General features: G+C 38.1%; 19 protein-coding genes. 9 read left to right on the top strand and 10 right to left on the bottom strand.

Annotated elements, in window-relative coordinates:
* Positions 1 to 394: 394 nt before the first annotated feature.
* The 8 genes from M2265_RS24145 to M2265_RS24110 all read left to right on the top strand — a co-directional run bounded on the left by M2265_RS24145 (position 395) and on the right by M2265_RS24110 (position 12712).
* The gene (locus M2265_RS24145; protein WP_132772603.1) at positions 395 to 1240 is read left to right on the top strand and encodes an RteC domain-containing protein; all 846 of its coding nucleotides are present in this window, start codon (positions 395 to 397) and stop codon (positions 1238 to 1240) included.
* A gap of 251 nt (positions 1241 to 1491) precedes the next feature.
* The gene (locus tag M2265_RS24140; RefSeq protein WP_132772601.1) at positions 1492 to 1845 is read left to right on the top strand and encodes a helix-turn-helix domain-containing protein; all 354 of its coding nucleotides are present in this window, start codon (positions 1492 to 1494) and stop codon (positions 1843 to 1845) included.
* A 26-nt stretch (positions 1846 to 1871) separates the two neighbouring features.
* On the top strand, positions 1872 to 2177 hold the full coding sequence (locus M2265_RS24135; RefSeq protein ID WP_132772599.1) for a helix-turn-helix domain-containing protein: 306 nt from the start codon (positions 1872 to 1874) through the stop codon (positions 2175 to 2177).
* An 88-nt stretch (positions 2178 to 2265) separates the two neighbouring features.
* Complete coding sequence (locus tag M2265_RS24130) at positions 2266 to 3735, top strand: DUF3945 domain-containing protein (protein ID WP_132772598.1); 1470 nt, start codon at positions 2266 to 2268, stop codon at positions 3733 to 3735.
* 6 nt (positions 3736 to 3741) lie between these two features.
* On the top strand, positions 3742 to 5838 hold the full coding sequence (locus tag M2265_RS24125; protein WP_132772596.1) for a type IA DNA topoisomerase: 2097 nt from the start codon (positions 3742 to 3744) through the stop codon (positions 5836 to 5838).
* The gene (locus tag M2265_RS24120; RefSeq protein ID WP_132772594.1) at positions 5838 to 6719 is read left to right on the top strand and encodes an ORF6N domain-containing protein; all 882 of its coding nucleotides are present in this window, start codon (positions 5838 to 5840) and stop codon (positions 6717 to 6719) included. Before M2265_RS24125 ends, M2265_RS24120 begins: the two co-directional genes overlap by 1 nt.
* Positions 6720 to 6864: 145 nt before the next feature.
* Positions 6865 to 7302 carry a DUF1896 domain-containing protein gene (locus tag M2265_RS24115; RefSeq protein ID WP_132772592.1) on the top strand — a complete coding sequence of 146 codons (438 nt, stop codon included), beginning with the start codon at positions 6865 to 6867 and terminating at the stop codon, positions 7300 to 7302.
* Entirely contained in the window at positions 7289 to 12712 is a 5424-nt protein-coding gene (locus M2265_RS24110) for an N-6 DNA methylase (protein ID WP_132772590.1), read from the top strand. The genes M2265_RS24115 and M2265_RS24110 overlap by 14 nt, the downstream gene beginning before the upstream one ends.
* Positions 12713 to 12725: 13 nt before the next feature.
* Here the strand turns inward: M2265_RS24110 and M2265_RS24105 are convergent, their stop codons facing one another.
* The 6 genes from M2265_RS24105 to M2265_RS24080 form a co-directional block, all read right to left on the bottom strand.
* On the bottom strand, positions 12726 to 13541 hold the full coding sequence (locus M2265_RS24105) for an RteC domain-containing protein (protein WP_132772588.1): 816 nt from the start codon (positions 13539 to 13541) through the stop codon (positions 12726 to 12728).
* A 217-nt stretch (positions 13542 to 13758) separates the two neighbouring features.
* Positions 13759 to 14523, bottom strand: a complete 765-nt coding sequence (locus tag M2265_RS24100) for an SDR family NAD(P)-dependent oxidoreductase (RefSeq protein ID WP_132772586.1) — start codon at positions 14521 to 14523, stop codon at positions 13759 to 13761.
* Positions 14524 to 14655: 132 nt separating this feature from the next.
* Positions 14656 to 14796, bottom strand: a complete 141-nt coding sequence (locus M2265_RS24095; RefSeq protein ID WP_165905971.1) for a hypothetical protein — start codon at positions 14794 to 14796, stop codon at positions 14656 to 14658.
* Positions 14797 to 15163: 367 nt separating this feature from the next.
* A complete protein-coding gene (locus M2265_RS24090; protein ID WP_132772584.1) occupies positions 15164 to 15574 on the bottom strand; it encodes an OsmC family peroxiredoxin in 411 nt (136 codons plus the stop codon).
* Positions 15575 to 15672: 98 nt separating this feature from the next.
* Positions 15673 to 16521 carry a helix-turn-helix domain-containing protein gene (locus tag M2265_RS24085; RefSeq protein WP_132772582.1) on the bottom strand — a complete coding sequence of 283 codons (849 nt, stop codon included), beginning with the start codon at positions 16519 to 16521 and terminating at the stop codon, positions 15673 to 15675.
* Between the two features lie 60 nt (positions 16522 to 16581).
* Positions 16582 to 16914 (bottom strand): winged helix-turn-helix transcriptional regulator, encoded by a 333-nt coding sequence (locus tag M2265_RS24080; RefSeq protein WP_132772580.1) that lies wholly within the window; start codon positions 16912 to 16914, stop codon positions 16582 to 16584.
* A gap of 113 nt (positions 16915 to 17027) precedes the next feature.
* Between M2265_RS24080 and M2265_RS24075 the strand changes: the two genes are divergently transcribed.
* The gene (locus M2265_RS24075; protein WP_132772578.1) at positions 17028 to 17417 is read left to right on the top strand and encodes a nuclear transport factor 2 family protein; all 390 of its coding nucleotides are present in this window, start codon (positions 17028 to 17030) and stop codon (positions 17415 to 17417) included.
* A 189-nt stretch (positions 17418 to 17606) separates the two neighbouring features.
* On the opposite strand, the gene M2265_RS24070 is transcribed toward M2265_RS24075, so the two are convergent.
* From M2265_RS24070 to M2265_RS24055, 4 genes are all read right to left on the bottom strand, one after another.
* Positions 17607 to 18479: an AraC family transcriptional regulator gene (locus M2265_RS24070; RefSeq protein ID WP_132772576.1), complete on the bottom strand. Its 873-nt coding sequence runs from the start codon at positions 18477 to 18479 to the stop codon at positions 17607 to 17609.
* A 130-nt stretch (positions 18480 to 18609) separates the two neighbouring features.
* Complete coding sequence (locus M2265_RS24065; RefSeq protein WP_132772575.1) at positions 18610 to 19236, bottom strand: TlpA family protein disulfide reductase; 627 nt, start codon at positions 19234 to 19236, stop codon at positions 18610 to 18612.
* Positions 19237 to 19476: 240 nt separating this feature from the next.
* The gene (locus M2265_RS24060) at positions 19477 to 20316 is read right to left on the bottom strand and encodes an MBL fold metallo-hydrolase (RefSeq protein WP_132772573.1); all 840 of its coding nucleotides are present in this window, start codon (positions 20314 to 20316) and stop codon (positions 19477 to 19479) included.
* A 162-nt stretch (positions 20317 to 20478) separates the two neighbouring features.
* On the bottom strand, positions 20479 to 21024 hold the full coding sequence (locus tag M2265_RS24055; protein WP_132772571.1) for a cysteine hydrolase family protein: 546 nt from the start codon (positions 21022 to 21024) through the stop codon (positions 20479 to 20481).
* Positions 21025 to 21148 lie beyond the last annotated feature (124 nt).

The raw sequence follows: 21148 nt of genomic DNA, 5'->3' as shown, positions 1-21148 counted from the left end.
TACAACAAACCTAAATTAGTTTTGTTTTTATATAATTTTCAACAAAGAATAATAGCTGTTTTTAATAAAAAAAATTAGTTAAGCCCTAAGTTGCTAATAAAGAGTAGCTTAAAAGAGTGTAAAATTCAATCGGTAACGAATTAGTAATGGTGCTTACTGCACTTGCTTTCATTTGATTACCTTGTAAATCAATACTGCAAATATAAAAAATAACGGGTAAAGTGAATAGTGCTTTATCCTTTATTTTGTCTTGTCTTTTCTACTTAAATATTAATAAAATCTCCCCAATGGGGCGAAACTGTGATAATCGTTTCAATATTATTCCCAAATTTTGGCATATCAACAATAGATGCAACTCCGAAACAAATTGTGAGAACTTCTAAACGACTATGCTATGGAAATCGTGTTGAATAAAATATTAACGCAAATTCATCACCAAGAAGATAAACTGTCTTCTCAAATGATGCAAACAGCGGATGAGGCTTATGAGATGACCTTGTTCCTGAAAGAAATGCTGTCTATCATAAAAGCAAGAGTATTGCAGGATAGTTTTGCAGACGAACAGCAAGAGATTGAATTTTTCAAGAACATTAAACCGCAAATTTTAGGGAAACTCATTTACTATAACAAAATATTCCGCATTGAAACAACCTGCCCTGTTAGCAATGGTAAAATACATCAAAGCTATTATGAGAACCTATTAAAAAACCTCAAATCAGAATATAAAGAAAATATTTGTAATGAGGATTTTTACAGATATTATCGTGCAGGCAGGACAGACCGTGACCATACTTATTTTAGGCTCGGTCAAATCAATTACCACGATGGGCTAAAGAGTGGCGTATTTGAAATAGACCTTAGTTTTTCAACATATTATGATAACAAGATAGCCTATATCATAGCAAATGAATTACTCTATACTTATATGCTTACTAAAATCAACCCCGAAGAAAATCCCGATACAATTTTACTTAATGGAGATGTAAACAAGGATATCTCGTGGACAAATTCTCAAAATGCACTTATCGAACTGATATACGCTCTATATGCTTCCAATTCTATTGCATTCGGAAAAATAGGAATCCGAAAATTAGCTTTGATTTTTCAATTGCTGTTCCGAACTCCTTTAAACGATATACATCACTCTTTCCACCGAATGAAAACAAGAGCTGGTTCCCGAACAACATTTTTAGACCAGCTCAAAATATCCCTCGAAGAATATATGGATAAAGACCTTTAGCTAAAGGTTAAACAATCGGTTCAAAGCAGTGCACAAAATGTACTGCTTTTTCTTTGCCCATATCTGCCAATTGGCAAATGCTCTCAAAACTTCATTACAAAATATACAAAATCCGCTAAAACCCTTATTAAGCAAGGTTTTTCCCTAATTGTAAAATTTTTCAAAAAACCACCAAACCAATTGGCAAGCCTTGGCAGACAAACACTGCCACCTTTCACAATTTTGCATAGTGAACTTTAAAAAGCTGTGCAATGAAAATAATAACCATTGAAGAAGAAGCGTGGCAACAACTCAACAGTCGTATCAATGCCATTGCCGACTATCTGAAAAGACAGGAAGATAAAAGCTATGATGACCTGTGGCTCAATAACCACGAGGTATGCCAATACCTGCACATCAGCGAAAAGACCTTATGGCGTATGCGATCCAAAGGTGAGATTGCTTATTCAAAAATTTACGGTCAGTATTTCTACACCATTGGGGCTATCAAAGATATGCTCAATGCAAATGCTATACAGAGCAGTGATGAATTTGTGCAGGAGCTTATGGCAAAAGGAAAAAGCTATATCGAAAAAGGCAGAAAGCTAAAGACAAATAAAAAATAGGTATGAACCTTTAAAAGTATATCCCTATGAATATTGATAGAATGGAATTTTTGGCGTGGATGGAACGCCTCATGGGTCGCCTTGATATGCTGGGCGATAATATAGACGAGTTGCAAAAGAAACGCAACAGCATTGATGGCGAGGAACTGCTCGATAATCAAGATTTGCTCCAAATGCTGAAAATAAGCAACCGTTCTCTGCAACGGTATCGCTCTATTGGCAAACTACCTTATTACACGATAAGCGGAAAATTGTATTACAAGCTGTCCGATGTGCATCAGTTCATAAGAGAGAGCTTTAACCCTCCCACAATTAAGATGGGTGGCCAATAAGTGACAAACAATGCCTTTGACTGCCACTTCTGGCAATGCAGTGAACGCTTCTTTTACATTCGGTAGTGAATTTTAAAATTTTCAGACCATGAGTGAAGAAACTACAAGTAAACAGGAAATGCCCGAACAACTATCAGACATATTATTAGTGCTGGATAAAGAAAAAATGAAAATCCAGGCAGTAAAGAGTATTAACGAAAACGGAAAATTGGAAACCGTTGACCCCACGAAGAAAAACCAGAACCAGTTTCTGCGTGTGGACAAAAGTGGCGATTTCTTTTCCAACTTCTTCTCCAATTTTTTCAGCCAACTGAAGGATCCTACTAACTTTTCATTCTTCAAAGTGCCTGCACCTATCGCAGTTGAAAAAGCACAGGAAATGCAGAAACAGGTTGATAAGCCAACTCCCGAAGGCGAAAAAGTGATGAAAGAACACGAAATAAAAGCCGAAGCAAAACAGGATAGCAAACAAGAAAATCAAAAAGATATGGCAACAACACAAACAACACCGGAAGCCAGCGAATACCGCTATAAACCGGAGCAAATTGATTGGGACACAATGAACAATCTCGGATTAAGTAAGGAATACCTTGAAAAGAAAAATCTATTGGAACCTTTACTAAAAGGTTTTAAAACGAATGAACTCGTACCCATTGGTGTTAACCTCGGTGGTACTATTCTCCGCACGGATGCTCGCTTGTCCTTACAGCAGGCCGAAGATGGAAAAGTTGTTGTGGGAATACACGGCATCAAGAAAGAGCCTAACCTACATTTTGAGTTTTTCGGACATAAGTTTACAGATGAAGACAAGAAAAACCTGCTCGAAACGGGTAATATGGGGCGTTTGGTTGATTTAAAAAATACTAAAACAGGCGAAATGATGCCTTCCATTATCAGTATAGACAGGCTTACCAATGATGTGATAGCCTTAAGGACGGATTTCATAAAAATTCCCGATGAAATTAAAGGTGTGAAACTGAATGATGAGCAGAAGCAAACTTTATTGGAAGGTAAACCGCTAAAGTTAGAGGGTATGATTTCTACGAAAGGGACTGAGTTTTCGGCAACGGTACAGTTCAATGCAGACAAGCGTTATGTGGAATTCCTGTTTGACCGCAATAATTCCAACAGGCAAACTCAAAGCAACGGACAAAGCAATGGACAAAGTAATCAGCAAAGCCAACCTCAGGAAGCTCCTAAAACATTCAGAGGCAAAGAACTGACCGATGAACAACATAAGGATTTCAAAGCAGGTCAAACCATTTATATTGATGGATTAAAAGATAAGAAAGGGCAGCCCTATCAGGGTTATATTACTTTCAATGCAGAAACGGGAAAAACAAACTTCCAATTTCCAAGCCAGGTTAAGGCACAGGCAAAACCTGCCGAAGCCCACAAAACGCAAACTGCCGTCAATTCGGAAGGCAAAACCAACGAAGCAACCAAAAACATCAACGAGCCTTTGAAGTCAGGACAGCAAAGCCCGAAAAACAAACAACAGCAGGAACAACAGGAAAAACCCAAGGCTCCTGCGAAATCCAAAGGCGTAAAAAGGTAATCAAGTATGAAAACAATTATTGCAGAAAAACCAAGCGTAGCAAGGGAAATAGCCGGACTTGTGGGAGCATCTGATAAAAAGGACGGCTACCTGACAGGAAATGGCTATTTTGTTACGTGGGCATTCGGTCATTTGATAGGATTGGGAATGCCCGAAGATTACGGAATTTCGGGATTTGACAAAGCTTCATTGCCTATACTTCCAAACCCGTTTTTGCTGACCGTCCGGAAAGTAAAAAAAGACAAAGGCTATACCGCCGATACAGGAGCGTTAAAGCAACTGAAAGTCATCGAACAGCTTTTTAACCGTAGCAGCAGCATCATTGTTGCTACCGATGCAGGGCGTGAGGGCGAATTGATATTTCGCTATATCTATGAATACCTCAAATGTAACAAGCCCTTTGAACGCCTTTGGATTAGTTCGCTTACCGAAAAAGCCATAAAACAAGGTTTTGATAATCTAAAAGACGGAAAAGAATTTGACGGATTGTATCAGGCGGCAAAAGGCAGAAGCCGTGCCGATTGGCTTGTAGGCATCAATGCTACACAGGCGTTGAGCATTGCCGCAGGCAATGGCATTTATTCGCTCGGAAGAGTGCAGACACCTACACTGGCTTTGATATGCAAAAGGTATTTGGAAAACAAAAATTTCTCGGTAAAGAAATATTGGCAATTACAGTTATCACACAATAAAGAGCTGATAGATTTTAAAAGCATTTCCAAAACAAAATGGGAAGACCAAAAAATTGCCGATGATACGCTGAAAGCCATTCAGCGAAGCGAAACGGCAACAATTATATCTGTAGAAACCAAAAGTGTTACAGAACAACCGCCTTTATTGTTCGACCTTACCGGATTGCAAAAGGAAGCCAATAAAAAATTGAACCTTTCTGCCGAAGAAACCCTCAATATTGCCCAAAGCCTTTACGAAAAAAAGTTTATCACTTACCCACGTACCGGAAGCAAATACATACCTGAAGATATGTGGGCAGAAATTCCCAACCTCGTGAGGGCTTTGCAAGATAGAGAAACTTGCAAGCAAGCCGTATCAAAAATGAAATGGGGACGTTTCAATAAACGTATCGTGAACGATTTGCGTGTTACCGACCACCACGGACTATTAATTACAGACAAAATCCCGTCAGCACTGAACGCAAAGGAAAATGCCATTTATGATATGATTGCCTTTCGATTGCTCGAAGCCCTTTCACAAGCTTGTTTTAAAGAGATAACCGATGTCGGTTTACAGGTATTGCATTACGATTTTACCGCAAAAGGCTATAAGATTATAGAAGCTGGCTGGCGTTCCGTTAAGGGAAGTTTTACGGACGATGATACAGAACCTGTACAGGATTTACCTGAACTGAAAAAAGGCGATGAACTTAAAATAAAAGAAGCATCCGTCCTCGAAAAGAAAACCAAACCACCTGTGCTTTATACCGAAGCAGGGCTTTTGTCGGCTATGGAAACTGCCGGAAAGGAAATCGAAAATGAAGATGAACGCAAGGCTTTACAAAATATCGGTATTGGCACTCCGGCTACAAGAGCTGCAATAATAGAAACCCTGTTTACCCGTAACTATATCCAACGAGAAAAGAAATCCTTAATCCCTACCGAAAAGGGATTGCAAGTGTATAAATTGGTTAAAGAACGGAAAATTGCGGACGTGGCAATGACTGCCGAATGGGAACTCGCATTGCAGAAAATTGAGAACAACGAAGCAGATATAGGGGCTTTCCAAAAGGAAATGGAAAATTATGCTTCGTCTATTACCAATGAATTATTACTAACTTCCATAGCCCAAAATAACCTGCCTAAATTGGTTTGTCCGAAATGCAAATGCCAGCAACTCATTATCCGTGATATTATCCGTGATAAAATCGTGAAGTGTCCTGATGAGGCTTGTAATTGGATACAGTTCCGCAATGTATGTGGCGTACAAATTAGCATAGCCGATATTGAAAGCCTTGTCAATAAAAAGAAAACTTTACTTATCAAAGGAATGAAAAGCAAGGCAGGTAAGAAATTCGATGCGTGTATTGTATTGAAAGAGGATTGTACAACCTCTTTTGAGTTTGATAAAAATAAAAGCTACAAAAAGTAATGGAAAATAAGCCTACCATTAGCACAACGCAAATCAGAAATCTGATTTATTCAATACGTGGAAAGCAAGTGATGCTTGATAGCGACCTGGCTTCCTTATACCAAGTGGAAACAAAAAACCTCAACAAAGCCATAAAACGAAATATTGAAAGGTTTCCGGCTTCTTTTTGTTTTCAACTGACCGAAGAGGAAGTTGAAAACTTGAGGTTCCAATTTGGAACCTCAAGTTTGAGCTACGGCGGAAGACGTTATTTTCCCTATGTTTTTACTGAACAAGGGGTAGCAATGGCTTCTGCAATACTCCGTTCAGATATTGCGGTTAAAGTCAGTGTTGAAATTATGGAAGCGTTCGTTGAAATGCGAAGAATGCTTATCAGCAACGCTTCTTTGTTTCATCGTTTGGATAAAATTGAGCTAAAGCAATTAGAAGCTGACCAAAAATTTGAAGAGATTTTTAAGGCTTTGGAAAGCGACAAGCTCCACAGCGAAAAAGGTATCTTTTACAACGGACAGATTTTTGATGCCTATACCTTTGTTTCTGATATTATACGTAATGCCAAAAGTTCCATTATCCTGCTCGATAATTATGTGGATGATACAGTGCTGACCTTATTGGGCAAACGGAATGACAATGTGATTGTAACAATTTATACCAAAAGCATCAGCAATCAGCTACGGCTGGATGTACAACGGTACAACAGTCAATATCCGAATATTGAAGTTGAGGTCTTTTCCGATGCTCACGACCGATTTATGATAATTGACGATACAGAACTTTACCATATTGGAGCATCTCTCAAAGACCTGGGTAAAAAATGGTTTGCCTTTTCGAGAATGGATATTGAAGTCGGCAGAATGCTTCAAATCTTAAACAACCCATAGCACGAACCTCTAACTTTCAGAGGTTTTTTTATTGCCCATTACGACAAATCCTGCCTCTCAAAGCCAAATCCTGCCACTTCTGCAAAGGGGCTTATCTACTGCTATAATTTTAGTCTTCAAGTAAAATTCTAAAACAAATCATAGTATGGATACACAGCAAAAAGACTTATCGTATTTCAGGTTACGACTGCAAGAATTATTAAACACCAGCTTCCCCGAAAAAGCAAACGACCAAAAATTTATTGAGCAACGTTCTTCGTGGGCTACCAATACCTACGAGGGTGCTTTTAGTTCGGGAAATGCAGTTGAACAATGCAACGAGATAGCCAACTACATTCTGTTTGAGGGCTTGCACTTCTCCAAATTCGACACTGTTTTTCAGGTGGTATGCAATGAGTTTGATACCATATTGGCTGATGAGGAACTGCGACCGTTTGCCCTTAAAATGTTTATTGTTTGCGAGCCTGTATTCTCCGGCTATGAACTAACCGATGATTTTGCATACGGTTATGAGTTTGACCTACTCTATACCGAAATAACCGGAACCATCGCAATATGGATAGAGGAAAATGGGCTTCAGTAAGAAGCAACATCTCCAACAGAACATTGATGCCCTGCGAATTGCTTTTAAACTGGAAAAGGAGAAACGACAAGCCTTCGTAGGCGAAAGACTGCTAATGATGCAATACAGCGGATTTGGCGGTCTTAAATTCGTGTTGAACCCCATAGCGAACGAAATAGACATCAATAATTGGAGAAAAACAGAACACGACCTTTTTCCGATTACGCAGGAACTCCACCAGCTACTCAAAGAAAATTCAGAAGACGAAAAGCAATACCGCAGGTATGTGGATAGTATGAAAAACTCCGTACTGACGGCTTTTTATACCCCGCCACAGGTCATAGATGCGATTTCCGAAACCTTGCGAGATAGCGGTTTGAACATTGATAAATTCCTCGACCCCTCGGCAGGTATCGGCTCATTCATCCAATCCCTTTCGGAAAACCAAAAAGTCAATGTTACTGCCTATGAAAAGGATTTGCTGACAGGCAAGATTTTAAAACAGCTTTATCCCGAAGGCATAATCCGTATAAGCGGTTTTGAAGAAATCCCCGAAAAGGAACAGAACAGCTACGATGTCGTAGCAAGTAACATTCCATTCGGCGACACTTCTGTTTTCGACCTTTCCTATTCCCGAAGTAAGGACAGTGCAAAAATACAGGCAGCCCGAAGCATTCACAATTACTTCTTTCTGAAAGGTACCGATATGCTCCGTGAGGGCGGTTTGCTGGCTTATATTACTTCACAGGGTATTCTGAACAGCCCGAAGAACGAACCGATACGCAGGGCGTTGATGCAGGATAACAATTTGGTTTCGGTTGTCCGATTGCCTAATAACTTGTTTACCGAATATGCAGGAACAGAAGTTGGTAGTGATTTGATTATCCTGCAAAAGAACAGAGCAAAACAAAGTCTGACTGAAAGGGAAGATCTGTTTTGCCAAAGCAGGCAAACGGAATACAATACGCCTAGCAATGCACTCTTTCAGGACAGCACAAGAATTGTACATACCGACCGGAAATTAGACACCGACCCATACGGACAACCTGCACTCATTTATACGCACAAAGACGGCATTGCCGGAATTGCCAAAGACCTCAAACAAATGCTTTCCGAAGATTTTGGCAAGCATCTGAATTTGAATTTCTACAAAGGCGAACGGAACGATGAACCTTTAATACAAATTCCGATTGAACCAACGGTTACACCTCCGGTTATCGAACCTGTAACCATTCAACCGGAAATACAATCTTTATCTGTTCCTATAATCAATCGGGAAAGTCCGCAGGAATTAAAGCAACTAAGCATTTTCGACCTGTTTGAGAATGCGAACGAACCAGTAATGGTTGCTGCTCCACCCAAAAGAACGACACAAGTTAAAAGGCAAAGCACCAACAAAAGAAGAGGTGCAATAGGTCGCCAACCTGACCTGTTCAGTAGTGCGATGCAGCAACCTTATACGCCCCCTGTTACTAATAGAGCTACCAATGGAAGTACATCTACTAATGACAAAAAACAGGAAGCTATCGGCGACCTGTTTTCACAAATAAACGGGAATGGCCAAGCTGATAAGCCAGCCGTTCCCAATACTATTCCCGAACCTGCTCCTTATATAGGCGAACTGCAATCGTACCACCGTAACGATTGCCTTGTTGTGGATAATGGTTGGGTTGGTCATCTGCAAGATGTAGATACATCAGACGGTACGGCAGTTTTCCACCCTTTAGCTTTACCGACCTTACAGAAAGCAAGAGCCGAAGCGTACATTGCTGTACGTGATGTTTACCAAGATCTTTACAATAAAGAGGCAAAGTTTCAGACCGTATACAAGGAAGAACGGGAAACCCTGAACAGTCTTTACGATGCCTTTACCAAACAGTACGGCAACCTCAACAGTGCCGATAATATCAAGCTCATCAAAACGGATAGCTCCGGCAAGGAAATCCCTTATTTGGAACGTGTTGTTGGTGGTGTGGAACACAAAGCGGATATATTCAGCCGTCCTGTAAGTTTCTCCACCTTAACCATAACAACGGACAATCCCGAAGAAGCGTTGGCGGCTTCGCTGAATAAATACGGAAACGTGGATTTGGACTATATTTCCGAAATCAGCGGTATGACGGACGATGCCCTGAAAGAAGCCTTACACGGTCGCATTTACTACAATCCTCTGCAAAGGGAATACGAAATAGCCGAAAGCTGGATTGCAGGTAATGTAGTTGAAAAAGCCCAACAGGTCAAAGCTTCCCTCGAACTCAATCCCGATGATGTGGAAGCCAAAGCAAGCCTTACCGTTTTAGAAGAAGCGCGACCGAGACGAATTGAGTTTGAGGAACTCGATTTTAATTTGGGCGAACGCTGGATACCCACTGGCATTTATGCCCGCTTTGCTTCACATCTTTTTGATACGGACGTACTGGTTCATTATTCTGAAAGCTCCGATGACTTTTCAGTAAAGTGCGACAGTAAGAATTTGCATATATGGGAGAAATACGCTGTCAAAGCTGAAAGCAGAACGTTTGACGGGATTGCCTTTCTCAAACACGCCCTTGTCAATACTACGCCTGATATTACCAAAAAAATTACGGTTGGCGATCAAGAGGTCAAGGTGCGGGATATGGAAGCCATACAAATGGCGAACACCAAAATTGATGAAATCCGTACCGCCTTTACCGAATGGCTCCACGCTCAAAATGTTGAATTTAAAAGCAGGCTGACCGATCAATACAACGATACTTTTAACTGTTTTGTCCGACCAAACTATGATGGAATGCATCAGGACTTTCCGGGCTTAGATCGTAAGGCATTGGGCATTGAAGACCTGTATTCGAGCCAAAAGGACACAGTTTGGATGATAAAACTGAACAACGGTGCTATCTGCGACCACGAAGTTGGTGCAGGAAAAACTTTGGTTATGTGTACAGCTGCACAGGAAATGAAGCGTTTGGGATTAGCCCACAAACCGATGATTATCGGGCTGAAAAGCAATGTTCACGAAATTGCCGAAGCTTACCGAACTGCTTATCCTCACGCCAAAATCCTGTTTCCGGGCAAAGAAGATTTTACACCTCAAAAACGTCTACGGATATTTGGCGATATTAAAAACAACGATTGGGATTGCGTCATCCTCACACACGACCAATTCGGAATGATACCGCAATCACCCGAAATGCAAAAGGAAATTCTCCAAATCGAATTAGATAGTGTAGAACGAAACCTCGATGCGTTGCAATCGCAAGGCAAAGAAGTTACCAGAGGAATGCTTGCTGGGGTAATCAAACGAAAAGAAAATCTCGAAGTAAAACTGAAAACCCTGCAGCACGATATTGATAACCGCAAAGATGATATTGTGGATTTTAAGATGATGGGCATTGACCATTTGTTTGTGGACGAAAGCCATCAATTCAAAAATCTGATGTTTAACACAAGGCATTCAAGGGTTGCGGGATTGGGCAATGTGGACGGAAGCCTAAAAGCAATGAACCTTCTTTTTGCCATTCGTACCATTCAGGAACGTACCAATGCGGATATGGGAGCCACTTTTCTTTCGGGAACAACTATCAGCAATTCTTTGACGGAATTGTACCTTTTGTTTAAATACCTGCGACCAAGAGCAATGGAAAAGCAGGGCATTCATTCTTTTGATGCTTGGGCAGCTATTTACGCAAGAAAAACGACCGATTATGAATTTTCGGTTGCCAATAATATTGTGGCAAAAGAGCGTTTCCGCTACTTTATCAAAGTGCCGGAACTGGCTCAATTCTATTCCGAAATTACAGATTACCGAACGGCAAAAGATATAGGCATTGACCGCCCCAACAAGAACGAGGTTCTTTATAACATACCACCTACTCCAGACCAGGAAGATTTTATCAAAAAGTTAATGGAGTTTGCCAAAACAGGAAATGCCGAGTTGCTCGGAAGACCTCCTTTATCGCAAAGTGAAGAAAAAGCGAAGATGCTCATTGCTACGGATTACGCCCGCAAAATGTCGTTGGATATGCGAATGGTAAGCGGTATTTATGAAGACCATCCCAATAGCAAAGCTTCGCATTGTACTGCAACTATTGCTAAATATTACAACCAATACAATGCACAGAAAGGAACGCAGTTCGTTTTTTCTGATTTGGGAACTTACAAGCCCAATGAATGGAATGTTTATTCCGAAATTAAACGCAAACTTGTAGAAGACCACGGTTTGCCTGCACAAGAAGTCCGTTTTATACAGGAAGCCAAAAATGATAAGCAACGTAAGGAACTTATCAAAGGAATGAACGAAGGGAAAATTCGTGTGCTTTTTGGTTCTACGAGTATGCTTGGGACGGGTGTAAATGCACAAAAAAGAGCTGTTGCTGTTCATCATCTTGATACGCCGTGGCGACCAAGTGACCTTGCCCAACGCGATGGCAGAGCTGTTCGCAAAGGCAATGAAATTGCAAAATTCTTTGCCAACAATAAAGTTGATGTAATTATCTATGCTGTAGAAAAATCATTGGATAGTTATAAGTTCAATCTGCTTTATAACAAACAACTTTTTATAGACCAATTAAAAAACAATAACCTTGGCAAACGAACCATTGACGAAGGAAGTATGGATGAAAAATCGGGAATGAATTTTTCGGAATATGTGGCTATCCTATCAGGAAATACCGACCTGCTGGATAAAGCTAAATTAGAAAAACAGATTACGGGATTAGAAAGCGAAAAACAGGCGTTCAACCGTTCAAAGTATAGTGCGAAGTACAAATTGGAAGACTATACGGCTGAACTTGATAAAGCCCTATCCCGCTTTGACCGTATGAGCCTTGATTGGAATAATCTGCAAGGGCGTATTCAAAAGCATTCGGACGGCACAGTTGCAAACCCTGTTCTGCTCGACGGATTACCGCGCAATGCGGATATTAAGCAAATTGGTACAAAGCTCAACCAGCTTGCGGACAAAGCCCGCACCGGAGGTCAGTATGAAGAAATAGGAAGCCTGTACGGTTTTACCTTATTGGTCAAAACTGAAATGTCTGAAAAAGAGGGAGTGGATATGCGAGTAAACCGCTTTTTGGTACAAGGTGAGGGCAATATCAAATATACCTACAACAACGGTATCATCGCTAAAGATGAAAAACTGGCAGCTACGAACTTCCTTAACGCACTGGAGAAATTGCCCGGTTATTTAGATCAGGAGCAAAAGAAAATAAAGGAAATACAAAAAGATTTACCTGTTCTTCAGGAAGTGATAAACGGTACGTGGTCTAAGGAAACCCGATTAAGTGAACTCAAAACGGAACTGGCTGCCGTTGAACGGAAGATACAGTTGTCTATCACGTTGGAACCTAAAGAAGAAGTGGAGCAGACCGAAAAACCAATAGAAACTTCAAATAATTCGGAGAGTATTGTACGGACAAAAGGTATTCACTTACCTCGTGGGGTATTGTAGTAGGTAGTATCTACTACATTTCGTCCTGTTCGTCCATTTTCTTAATCAAAGCATCCCGTAAACTGTCAAGGAATTTAGTTCGGTTTATTTTTCGGGATTTAAGTTCCATAAATGTATGATAAAAGTCGCCCAAACTGATATTGAATGTACTTTCAAATGTTTTGGCGATGACTTTGATGTCTGCATTACCAAATGCACCTTGTGAATATAGTGCATAAATCAATTCGGTTAATGCTGTTTTATTGCCTGACCAACTTAAAGGGAAACTGTTATATTTTTTCTGAATATTATTATTTAGTTGGTCTTCGAGATATAGCTGTATGAGGTCATTGGCAATAATCTTTGACACTTTATAATCGTGGGAGGTGGAAAATCTATGGTCGGTTTCAAAATAAACGGTATCCAAACTTAATTTTATATCGTGTTTCCCCCGAACAAACAACTTTTCGTCAATAAATGAATTTTTTGTTCGGTAGTATTTATAAAATTCGAGATTGTTGTCAAAATACCTTTTTAGTTTTTTCAATTCTTCTCTTAGATATTTCTGAATAGCTTTTGCATCATTGGGCTTCTTTGTTTCGATTTTATAAATGGCATTATAGTAAATTAGTTTTGAAACAATAGTAGGTTTCAGATTTTTGAAAAAGTGGATTTCCTCTTCAATATTCTTAAATCCGTTTTTTAAAACGTATTCTTTCAATTCGGAAAGACATTTTATGATAATAGGCATAACAGTTTCAATCCTTTGTATTGGGCAATCGGTTTCAAACTCTAACTCCCTAATTTCCACTTCCAGCTTACATAGTGTTTCATTGTAAAATTTGTCCATTCATTTATCTTAAAATCTTGATGTTTGTGGCACTAATGAAAAAAGCCTAAATCTCGTATATTTAGGCTTCATGCAGTTTATAATGTAAAAAAAGTCATGCCCTTTTTTAATATCAAACAAAGCATTTTTAAAGTTGTTCTCTTGGGGCTTCGGTTTGATTTTTTCGATACTTTAAAGGCATAGATATTTATTCACTTAGTATATTTTTTAAAAAAGCTTAGATATAAAATCCACCTGATACTTCAATTCTTTGAGCATTTATCCATTTTGCATCTTCGCTACAAATGAAAGCCACTACGCTACCAATATCATCGGGTAATCCTACTCTTCCTAAAGCTGTGAGGTTGGCAATCATATCATTTGCTTCTTTATTGTCACGAATAGCTCCACCACCAAAATCTGTTTCAGTAGCCCCTGGTGCAACGGTATTTACCCTTATTTTTCTGCTACTCAATTCCAGGGCTTGGTAACGACTTAAACTTTCTACCCCTGCTTTTGCAATTGCATAAGCCGAATAGTTATTCATAGAAAATCTTGCTAAACCAGCCGAAATGTTCACAATACTACCACCATCACTTATAACAGGAAGCAATTTTTGGGTTAAAAAATAGGGTGCTTTTAAATTAATGTTCACCACATTGTCAAACTCTTCTTCAGTTGTGCTTTCAAAAGGGGCATAAGCTCCTGATCCCGCATTGTTTACAAGTGAATGGAGTTGTGATGTACCAAAACTATTGGTTAAAGTTTCTTTTACAGTGTTTGCAAAGGATTCAAAACTATTGCTCTGGGCTACATCAATTTGCAAAGCCACGGCTTTTTTTCCAAGTGATTGTATTTCACTCACTACATTTTCAGCTGCTTCTTTGTTGTTTTGATAGGTTAATATCACATCAAATCCTTTTTTTGCCAATTGAATTGACATATCTTTACCCAGTCCGCGGCTACCGCCTGTTACTAGGGCTACTTTGTTGTTTGTACTCATTTTTTTTCTTCTTTATTTTTAAAATTTTTCTATAGCAGCACTATACTTAAATATTTACCACAACTTTGCCAACAGTTCTACCTTTTTCTAAATGCAATGAGCCTCACCCATTTCATCAAAATAAAATGTTTTTTAAACCTTTGATTTCAGAATTCCTTTTTCCATTAACTGTGCAATTTGCAACATATCATCACCAGAGGGGTGTACAAATAAGGATGATACATTCACCTCTTTTGATTTTGCTTTTTCAAGTTCTTTATTAGAAATAGTCATCGTTGCAATTGAAATAATTGTTCCACCTTGTTTTGATATATCTAACGATTTTAAGATAGTGTCTCCCCAGTAGTATCTAACACAAAACCAACGTCTGCAACTCTTTCTTGAAAATTTCCTGAAGTGTAATGAATATGTTCATATGCCCCATTTTGCAAAACAAATTCTCTGTTTTTTTGCTGATGAAGTACCAATTACATAGACCCAAAGTGTTTAGCAATTTGTGTAGCGTAACGCCCTGCACCACAGATGCGGCAGAAATCAACACTTTATCGCCTTTTTTATTTTTCCTATTTCAACTAAACCTGCCAGGAGGTTAAGCTAAGCAAAAGGAATGAAAGCCGTCTTTTCGACGGCTTTCTTTGCTTTATTTCAGCGATGCCTTTAAATTAATCTCTACATTAAGCGCATTTCCTATTGTACACATATCTTTGGCTTTGCCTGCAAACTGCTGAAAACGATCGTTATCCATATCAGGTATTTTGGCTTCAAGATTAAGGTTCGAGCTCTTAATTACATTGTTTTCCATTACAATTGAAACACTCGTTTCAAGACTATCGGCAGAAATTCCGCTTTCTGAAAGTATATAGGCTAATGCCATCCCATAACATGAGGCGTGAGCTGAAGCCAACAATTCTTCCGGATTTGTAAAGCTACCATCACTTTTTGCAAAAAAAGGTTTGAAACTTACGTTATTCAATTCGGAAGTGGCTATATCCAACTTTCCATTTCCTTGTTTAAAACTTCCTTGCCAAATGGCTTTAATACTTGTTTCCATAAAATCTATTGTTTAAATTATTAACAGTACAAAGTTACCTGTGTAAAAATTTACAGACAATGGACATACGTCACAATGTATAGGACATTTTGCCAATGCTATTTGAGAATTGCTGTTTTTTTAAATTCTACAGGGGATTTCCCTGTGTGGATTTTGAAAAAACGGATAAAATAGGACTGGTCATCATATCCAAGCTGGGCAGCGATTTCCTTTACCGTCATATCTGTATTGACCAGTAGCCGCTTTGCCTGAAGTATGATCCTGTTTTTGATAATGGTGTTGGGGGATATTCCTTTTTCACTTACAATCTTTCTGTTCAGGGTCTTTGGACTGATAAAGAGCAGTTCTGCGTAATCTGCAACACTGTGATTTTTTTGGTAATTTGTTTCCACCAAATGGCTGAATTTCCGGCTCAGCTCATCTTCCGTTGTTCCTATGCGTTTCTGGTCCGTGGTGCGGTCAAGCCACGATCTGCTTGCAGTAATGATGAGTTCTTTGAGTTTCGTCCTTGCCATCTCCTCTGTCCAGTAATCTTCCCTGTTCAGTTCCCGTTTTATCTCGGCAATAACCTTTCTGAATGAAATCCCCTCGTCCATTGTAAGTGTTATAGACGGCGTTTCGAAGACATTATTGAATAGGAAACCGTCACATGTCAGTTCTTTATCGTGAAAGGCAATACAGTAAAACCCCGGATTGAAATACACGAGTTCCCCTCTAGTATTATTGCCAAATCGAAATTGCTGACCGATATTGAAAAAAAACAATGTATCCTGCTCTGCTTTATACTCAACAAAGTCAGAAATAACGGTACTTCCAATCCCGGCAAAGAAAATAATGTAACAATCTCCTGATATCTGACAGGGCAGCGATAAAATATCAAATGGAATAGTTGTATCAAATTCTACATAGCCTATCTTCTTCTGTCCAAAAGATTTTAAAATTTCCATAATTTGACTACTAAATTGTTTGTTCTTTTAACGGTGTTGATCTCTGTTAGCCTCATATCATCAAACCAAATTCTCTAAACCGAATTCAGCTAGTTTATTGACAATAGGTAAAGTCTTCAATCCTAATTCAGTTAATGTATACTCTACTTTAGGAGGGATTTCGGGATAGACCTTTTTACTAACTAATCTATTTGCAACAAGCATATTCAATTCTTGAATCAACATTTTTTCACTGATACCAGTAACAGCCCTTTTCAATTCACCATACCGCATAACACCTTCGTTGATCTGGAACAATATCATTAATGTCCATTTACCACCTAGTAAAGTTAAAGACGCTCTAACAGGGCAGCTATCATCGCAAGGTGGATTTATTTTTAAGTTCTTTTCCATTGATAATCAGTAATTCTAACTATTTAGTAAGTACCAAACGTGTAAGTAAGTACTTGTGCAAAGGTAGGTAATGTTATAATTTTGTACAATAAACATTTAAAAAAGAAAATATTATGACTGCTAAAGAAGTAATAATGGCTTATGCGGAAGCCTTGGGTAAAGGTGATGTGCCAACTGCGTTTTCATTTTTCAGCGAAGAAGTCCAATGGCATCAGCCCGGAAACAATCAATTTTCGGGATTGAAAAAAGGGGCGGACGAAATCGGTAAGATGATTGGAGCTATGATGGAAGTTTCCAAAGGAACTTTTGCCTTAACGCCCAACGGAAACTTAATGGTTAATGGTAATTTGGTCTCAATGCCGTTGCGTTTCAGCGGTACGATTGATGACCGTAAAATGGATATGGCGGGTCTTGATTTGTTTGAGATTGAGGCTGGAAAAATTACAGAGGTATGGTTGTTTTCCGAAGACCAGGAAGCCGAAGATATCTTTTGGGGTAAATAACCCCCTGTATTGTTCAAAGAAATCAAAAACAATAGCACTCATTTCAGAGTGCTATTGTTTTATAGCTCATTCAAAGGCTTTCTTTTATCCCTTTAATATATTTAAAATGGCGTGGGGAAAGTCCGGTCACTTTTTTGAATTGATTACTCTTGCGGCACCAAATGTTGTAAGCTTGGAGCTACCAAATCATTACGAAACGATATCATTCTGATAGTCAACTAAAAATTCGGTGGTCGTCATTCCTGTCTGACTTTTAAAAAAACGCATCAAATGGTTGGGTTCTGAAATGTTGAGTTTATGAGCAATTTCAGAAACGGTCATTTCAGAATGGATGAGGTAATCTTTTATTTCTACCAACAATCTTTGCTTCAACAAATGAGTTGCAGTTACATTGAATTGGTCTTTTACAGATTTATTTAGCGTAATACGACTGATGCCCATTAAGTCTGTATAATCGCTGATCCGTTGCTTGTTTTCAATATTTGTTTCAATTAGTTTTTTGAATTGAAAGGCATAATTTGAGTCGTGATTTTTTAATGATAATTGGTGCTTTTCGGCGTACACTCTGTTCAATTTTTGTAAAAGGTAATAGATTAGGGAGCGGATGATATGCACACTGTCTATTCTGGTTTTCCGCAATTCTGCTTTAATCTCTGATAACAAAACACAATACATACCTATGCTTTCTTTCTCGACCTGCATATTTAAAGGGAATTCTAACTGATAGAAATAAGATAAACGGTAAGTGAAAAGTTTATCAGAGAAAAATTCATTTAGAAAATCTTCTTGAAAAACCAAGGACGTAAATTCCAGATTATCTTTATTGAGGTTCCATTGGCGTTTTTGAAAAGGGGAAATAAAAATAATACTGTTGTCCTCTATATTTATTTTTTGGTAGTTGAGTGTAAGCTGACCGCTCCCTTTCTTTATAAAAACAATTTCAAAATAATCTGTATTAAACAGTTTTTGATCAAGATATGTATCTCCGATTTCATCAGATGGAAGTACGTTGAGGAGAAAATCTACCCCGCATTCAGTCTTATCAAATTTTATTGTTTTCAACTATTTTTTTCTTTAATTATTAAAATTAAAAACGAAATCACATCATTTCATTTGTACATTTTTATCGATACAAAGATAATTATTTCTGCAAAAAAATTATCAAAATGGTACCTCATTGAGTTCGTAGTTTCTATTCCCTTATCAATTCCTCCATCTGCTTCACGAATTTATCTGATGCGTAGTTAGCAAAACCAGTTTCGTGAAATCTTATTTTCCCATTTTTATCCAATATAACCGTTGTAGGCAATGATCCAGCAAATATTTCTGAAGGGACATTACCGCTGGATTGATAAAAAGGAATGGTAAACTTTTCATTGTTCAGATAAGCTTTTGCTAAAGAAAGATCACTGCCCTCGTTGATGGTTAAAAAGAATACATTTGGATTGTTTTTGAATTTGGAATAAAGTACTTCTATAGACGGAAATTCAGCCCGACAAGGCGGACACCACGATGCCCAAAAATTGATAAACACTACCTTGCCTCTTAATGATGAAGTGTTTTGAACATTTCCTTTTTCGTCCACAAACTCAAAATCTGTATTAATTTGGCTTGTTGCATGTCCATCTTTTTTGTCAATACTCGCATTAAAAATCCCTGTTACCATTAATTGCCGGAGCACGAATGATTTCGTATCTGGGCTAAAAAGCATTGCCCCTATAATTATCACCATCAATACCGTAAATATATTTTTCTTTAAGTATTGCCAAAATCTATTTGCACGTGATTGCTCTTTTGAAGTCTCTTGATTATTCAACATTTTTTTTGGTATTCGTTCTTCACTTATTATCGTTGCTAATTTTCATGCAATTCTCTGCAAACAATTCTAGAGATAAGACTAAACGCTTCCTCAATTGCTTTTTGTAAATCTTTATCATCAGTAGTGGCTGTCTTTTATTATATGTTTCAATATTGGAACTTCAAGCAAAATTTATAAAATAAAAAATCCTAAAACTAATGAATTCAATAGTTTTAGGATTTTCTAATTATCACTTGCAGTTTAATTAGACAGTTTAATCATTTCTCCATCTTCTGGAATCATCAGCTTATCTGTACCGATTTTCAATTCGGTTGCTTTCTTTTTTAAAGAACTTCTGGTTGTGCGGCAGTGATCCAACGCTTCCATATGAACAGCAATAACTTTTGCTTTTCCACTGTTTTTTATCAATTCCATTGTTTGCGCTTCATCCATAATAATGGGTAAGTTTTCAAATCCTTGGACAAGTGCCCCTCCGGAATTTACAATGATATAGTCAGGCTTAAATTTTTTAATAGTCTTTTTGATATCTTCTGTCCAGATAGCATCTCCTACAATATAAACCGTTGGTTGATTTTCTGCTTGCAATACAAATCCTGAGGTTTTGCCCATCATTTTCAATACCTCACCGCTTCCGTGTTGTCCCTCTGTTCGATGGATAGTTATACCATCCCATACTTTACTACCCTCTAATGCAGCTGCATTGGTAAAATTTTCTTTTTTGAAAAAATCTATATCGGCAGGCTGCATAATCAAATCGATGGATTTGTCCAGATTTTGACTTGCAAATTTATCAAAATGATCTTCGTGGGAGTGGCTCACAAGTACCAAATCAACATCTTTAACGATTTCTTCAATCGGAATTTTTAATTCAACTGTAGGATTTTTTTGAATTCCAGCCCAAGAATCAATTGTTCCTTTTGGCGAAAACATTGGGTCAACCAAAATTTTTTTTCCGCCATACTCAATCAACAATGTTGCATTTCTAATGAGCTGAACACTCTGTTTTGTATCTGGATTGATTTGTGCAAATGAAAAGGCAGATAACATCGTAAATGCCATTCCTAGAATTATTTTTTTCATGCTATTTTTTTAAATTTTTATTACTTTCACAAGTTCTTTTGTTATTTCTTTTCGAACAATTTTTACAGTGTTTCTATGCTCTACAGGGATTGCAATGCCTCCAAAAAGGTTAATCTTTTCTGGAGGCATTGTAGGATCATTTTTTAATCCCCACTTATCTATTTAGACTGATAGAAATTCTTCTGTATTCTTTATTTCAGCGTAAAAGAATGCTAATGCGGCAAGAAATGCATTATGCACATCTTCTGCTTTTACAGTTTTTCCGTTAATTTCAAGGTCACGAGAAGCACAAGCATCATCAATTACAATACATTTATATTCAAAGTCAAATGCGGCTCTAGTAGTGGCATCAACACACATATGCGTCATCATCCCAGTGATTACGACTTCAGTTACGTCATTTTTTTTTAAATAATCTAAAAGACCTGTTCCTCTGAAACTATTTGGGTAGTTTTTTTTAAATACTTTTTCTCCATCAAGTGGTTTTACATTTTCATGGATTTCAACACCATTTGTACCCAAAGCCATAAATGGTGCACCATTTGGGCTTACGTGTTGAATGTGTGCAATCGGTAAATTCTTTGCCCTAAAGTGTTCCAGAACTTTACTTGCGTTAATACTTGCTTGTATCGGATTGACTAAAGGTAAAGCTCCATTTTCGAAATAATCATTTTGAATGTCAATTATAATTAATGCTTGTTTACTCATAATATTTTACGTATTTGTTATAAAGCAAAATTACAATGGTACTCAAAATTAGGTGCTACCAAAAAGACTACAAGATATACCATTTTGATAACCAGCGGAAAGTTTAGTTCATTTTTAGTTGAAA

Origin of the sequence: Sphingobacterium kitahiroshimense (assembly GCF_025961315.1) — a bacterium.
Taxonomy (GTDB): domain Bacteria; phylum Bacteroidota; class Bacteroidia; order Sphingobacteriales; family Sphingobacteriaceae; genus Sphingobacterium; species Sphingobacterium anhuiense.
This window is presented reverse-complemented; position numbering and strand designations above follow the sequence as displayed.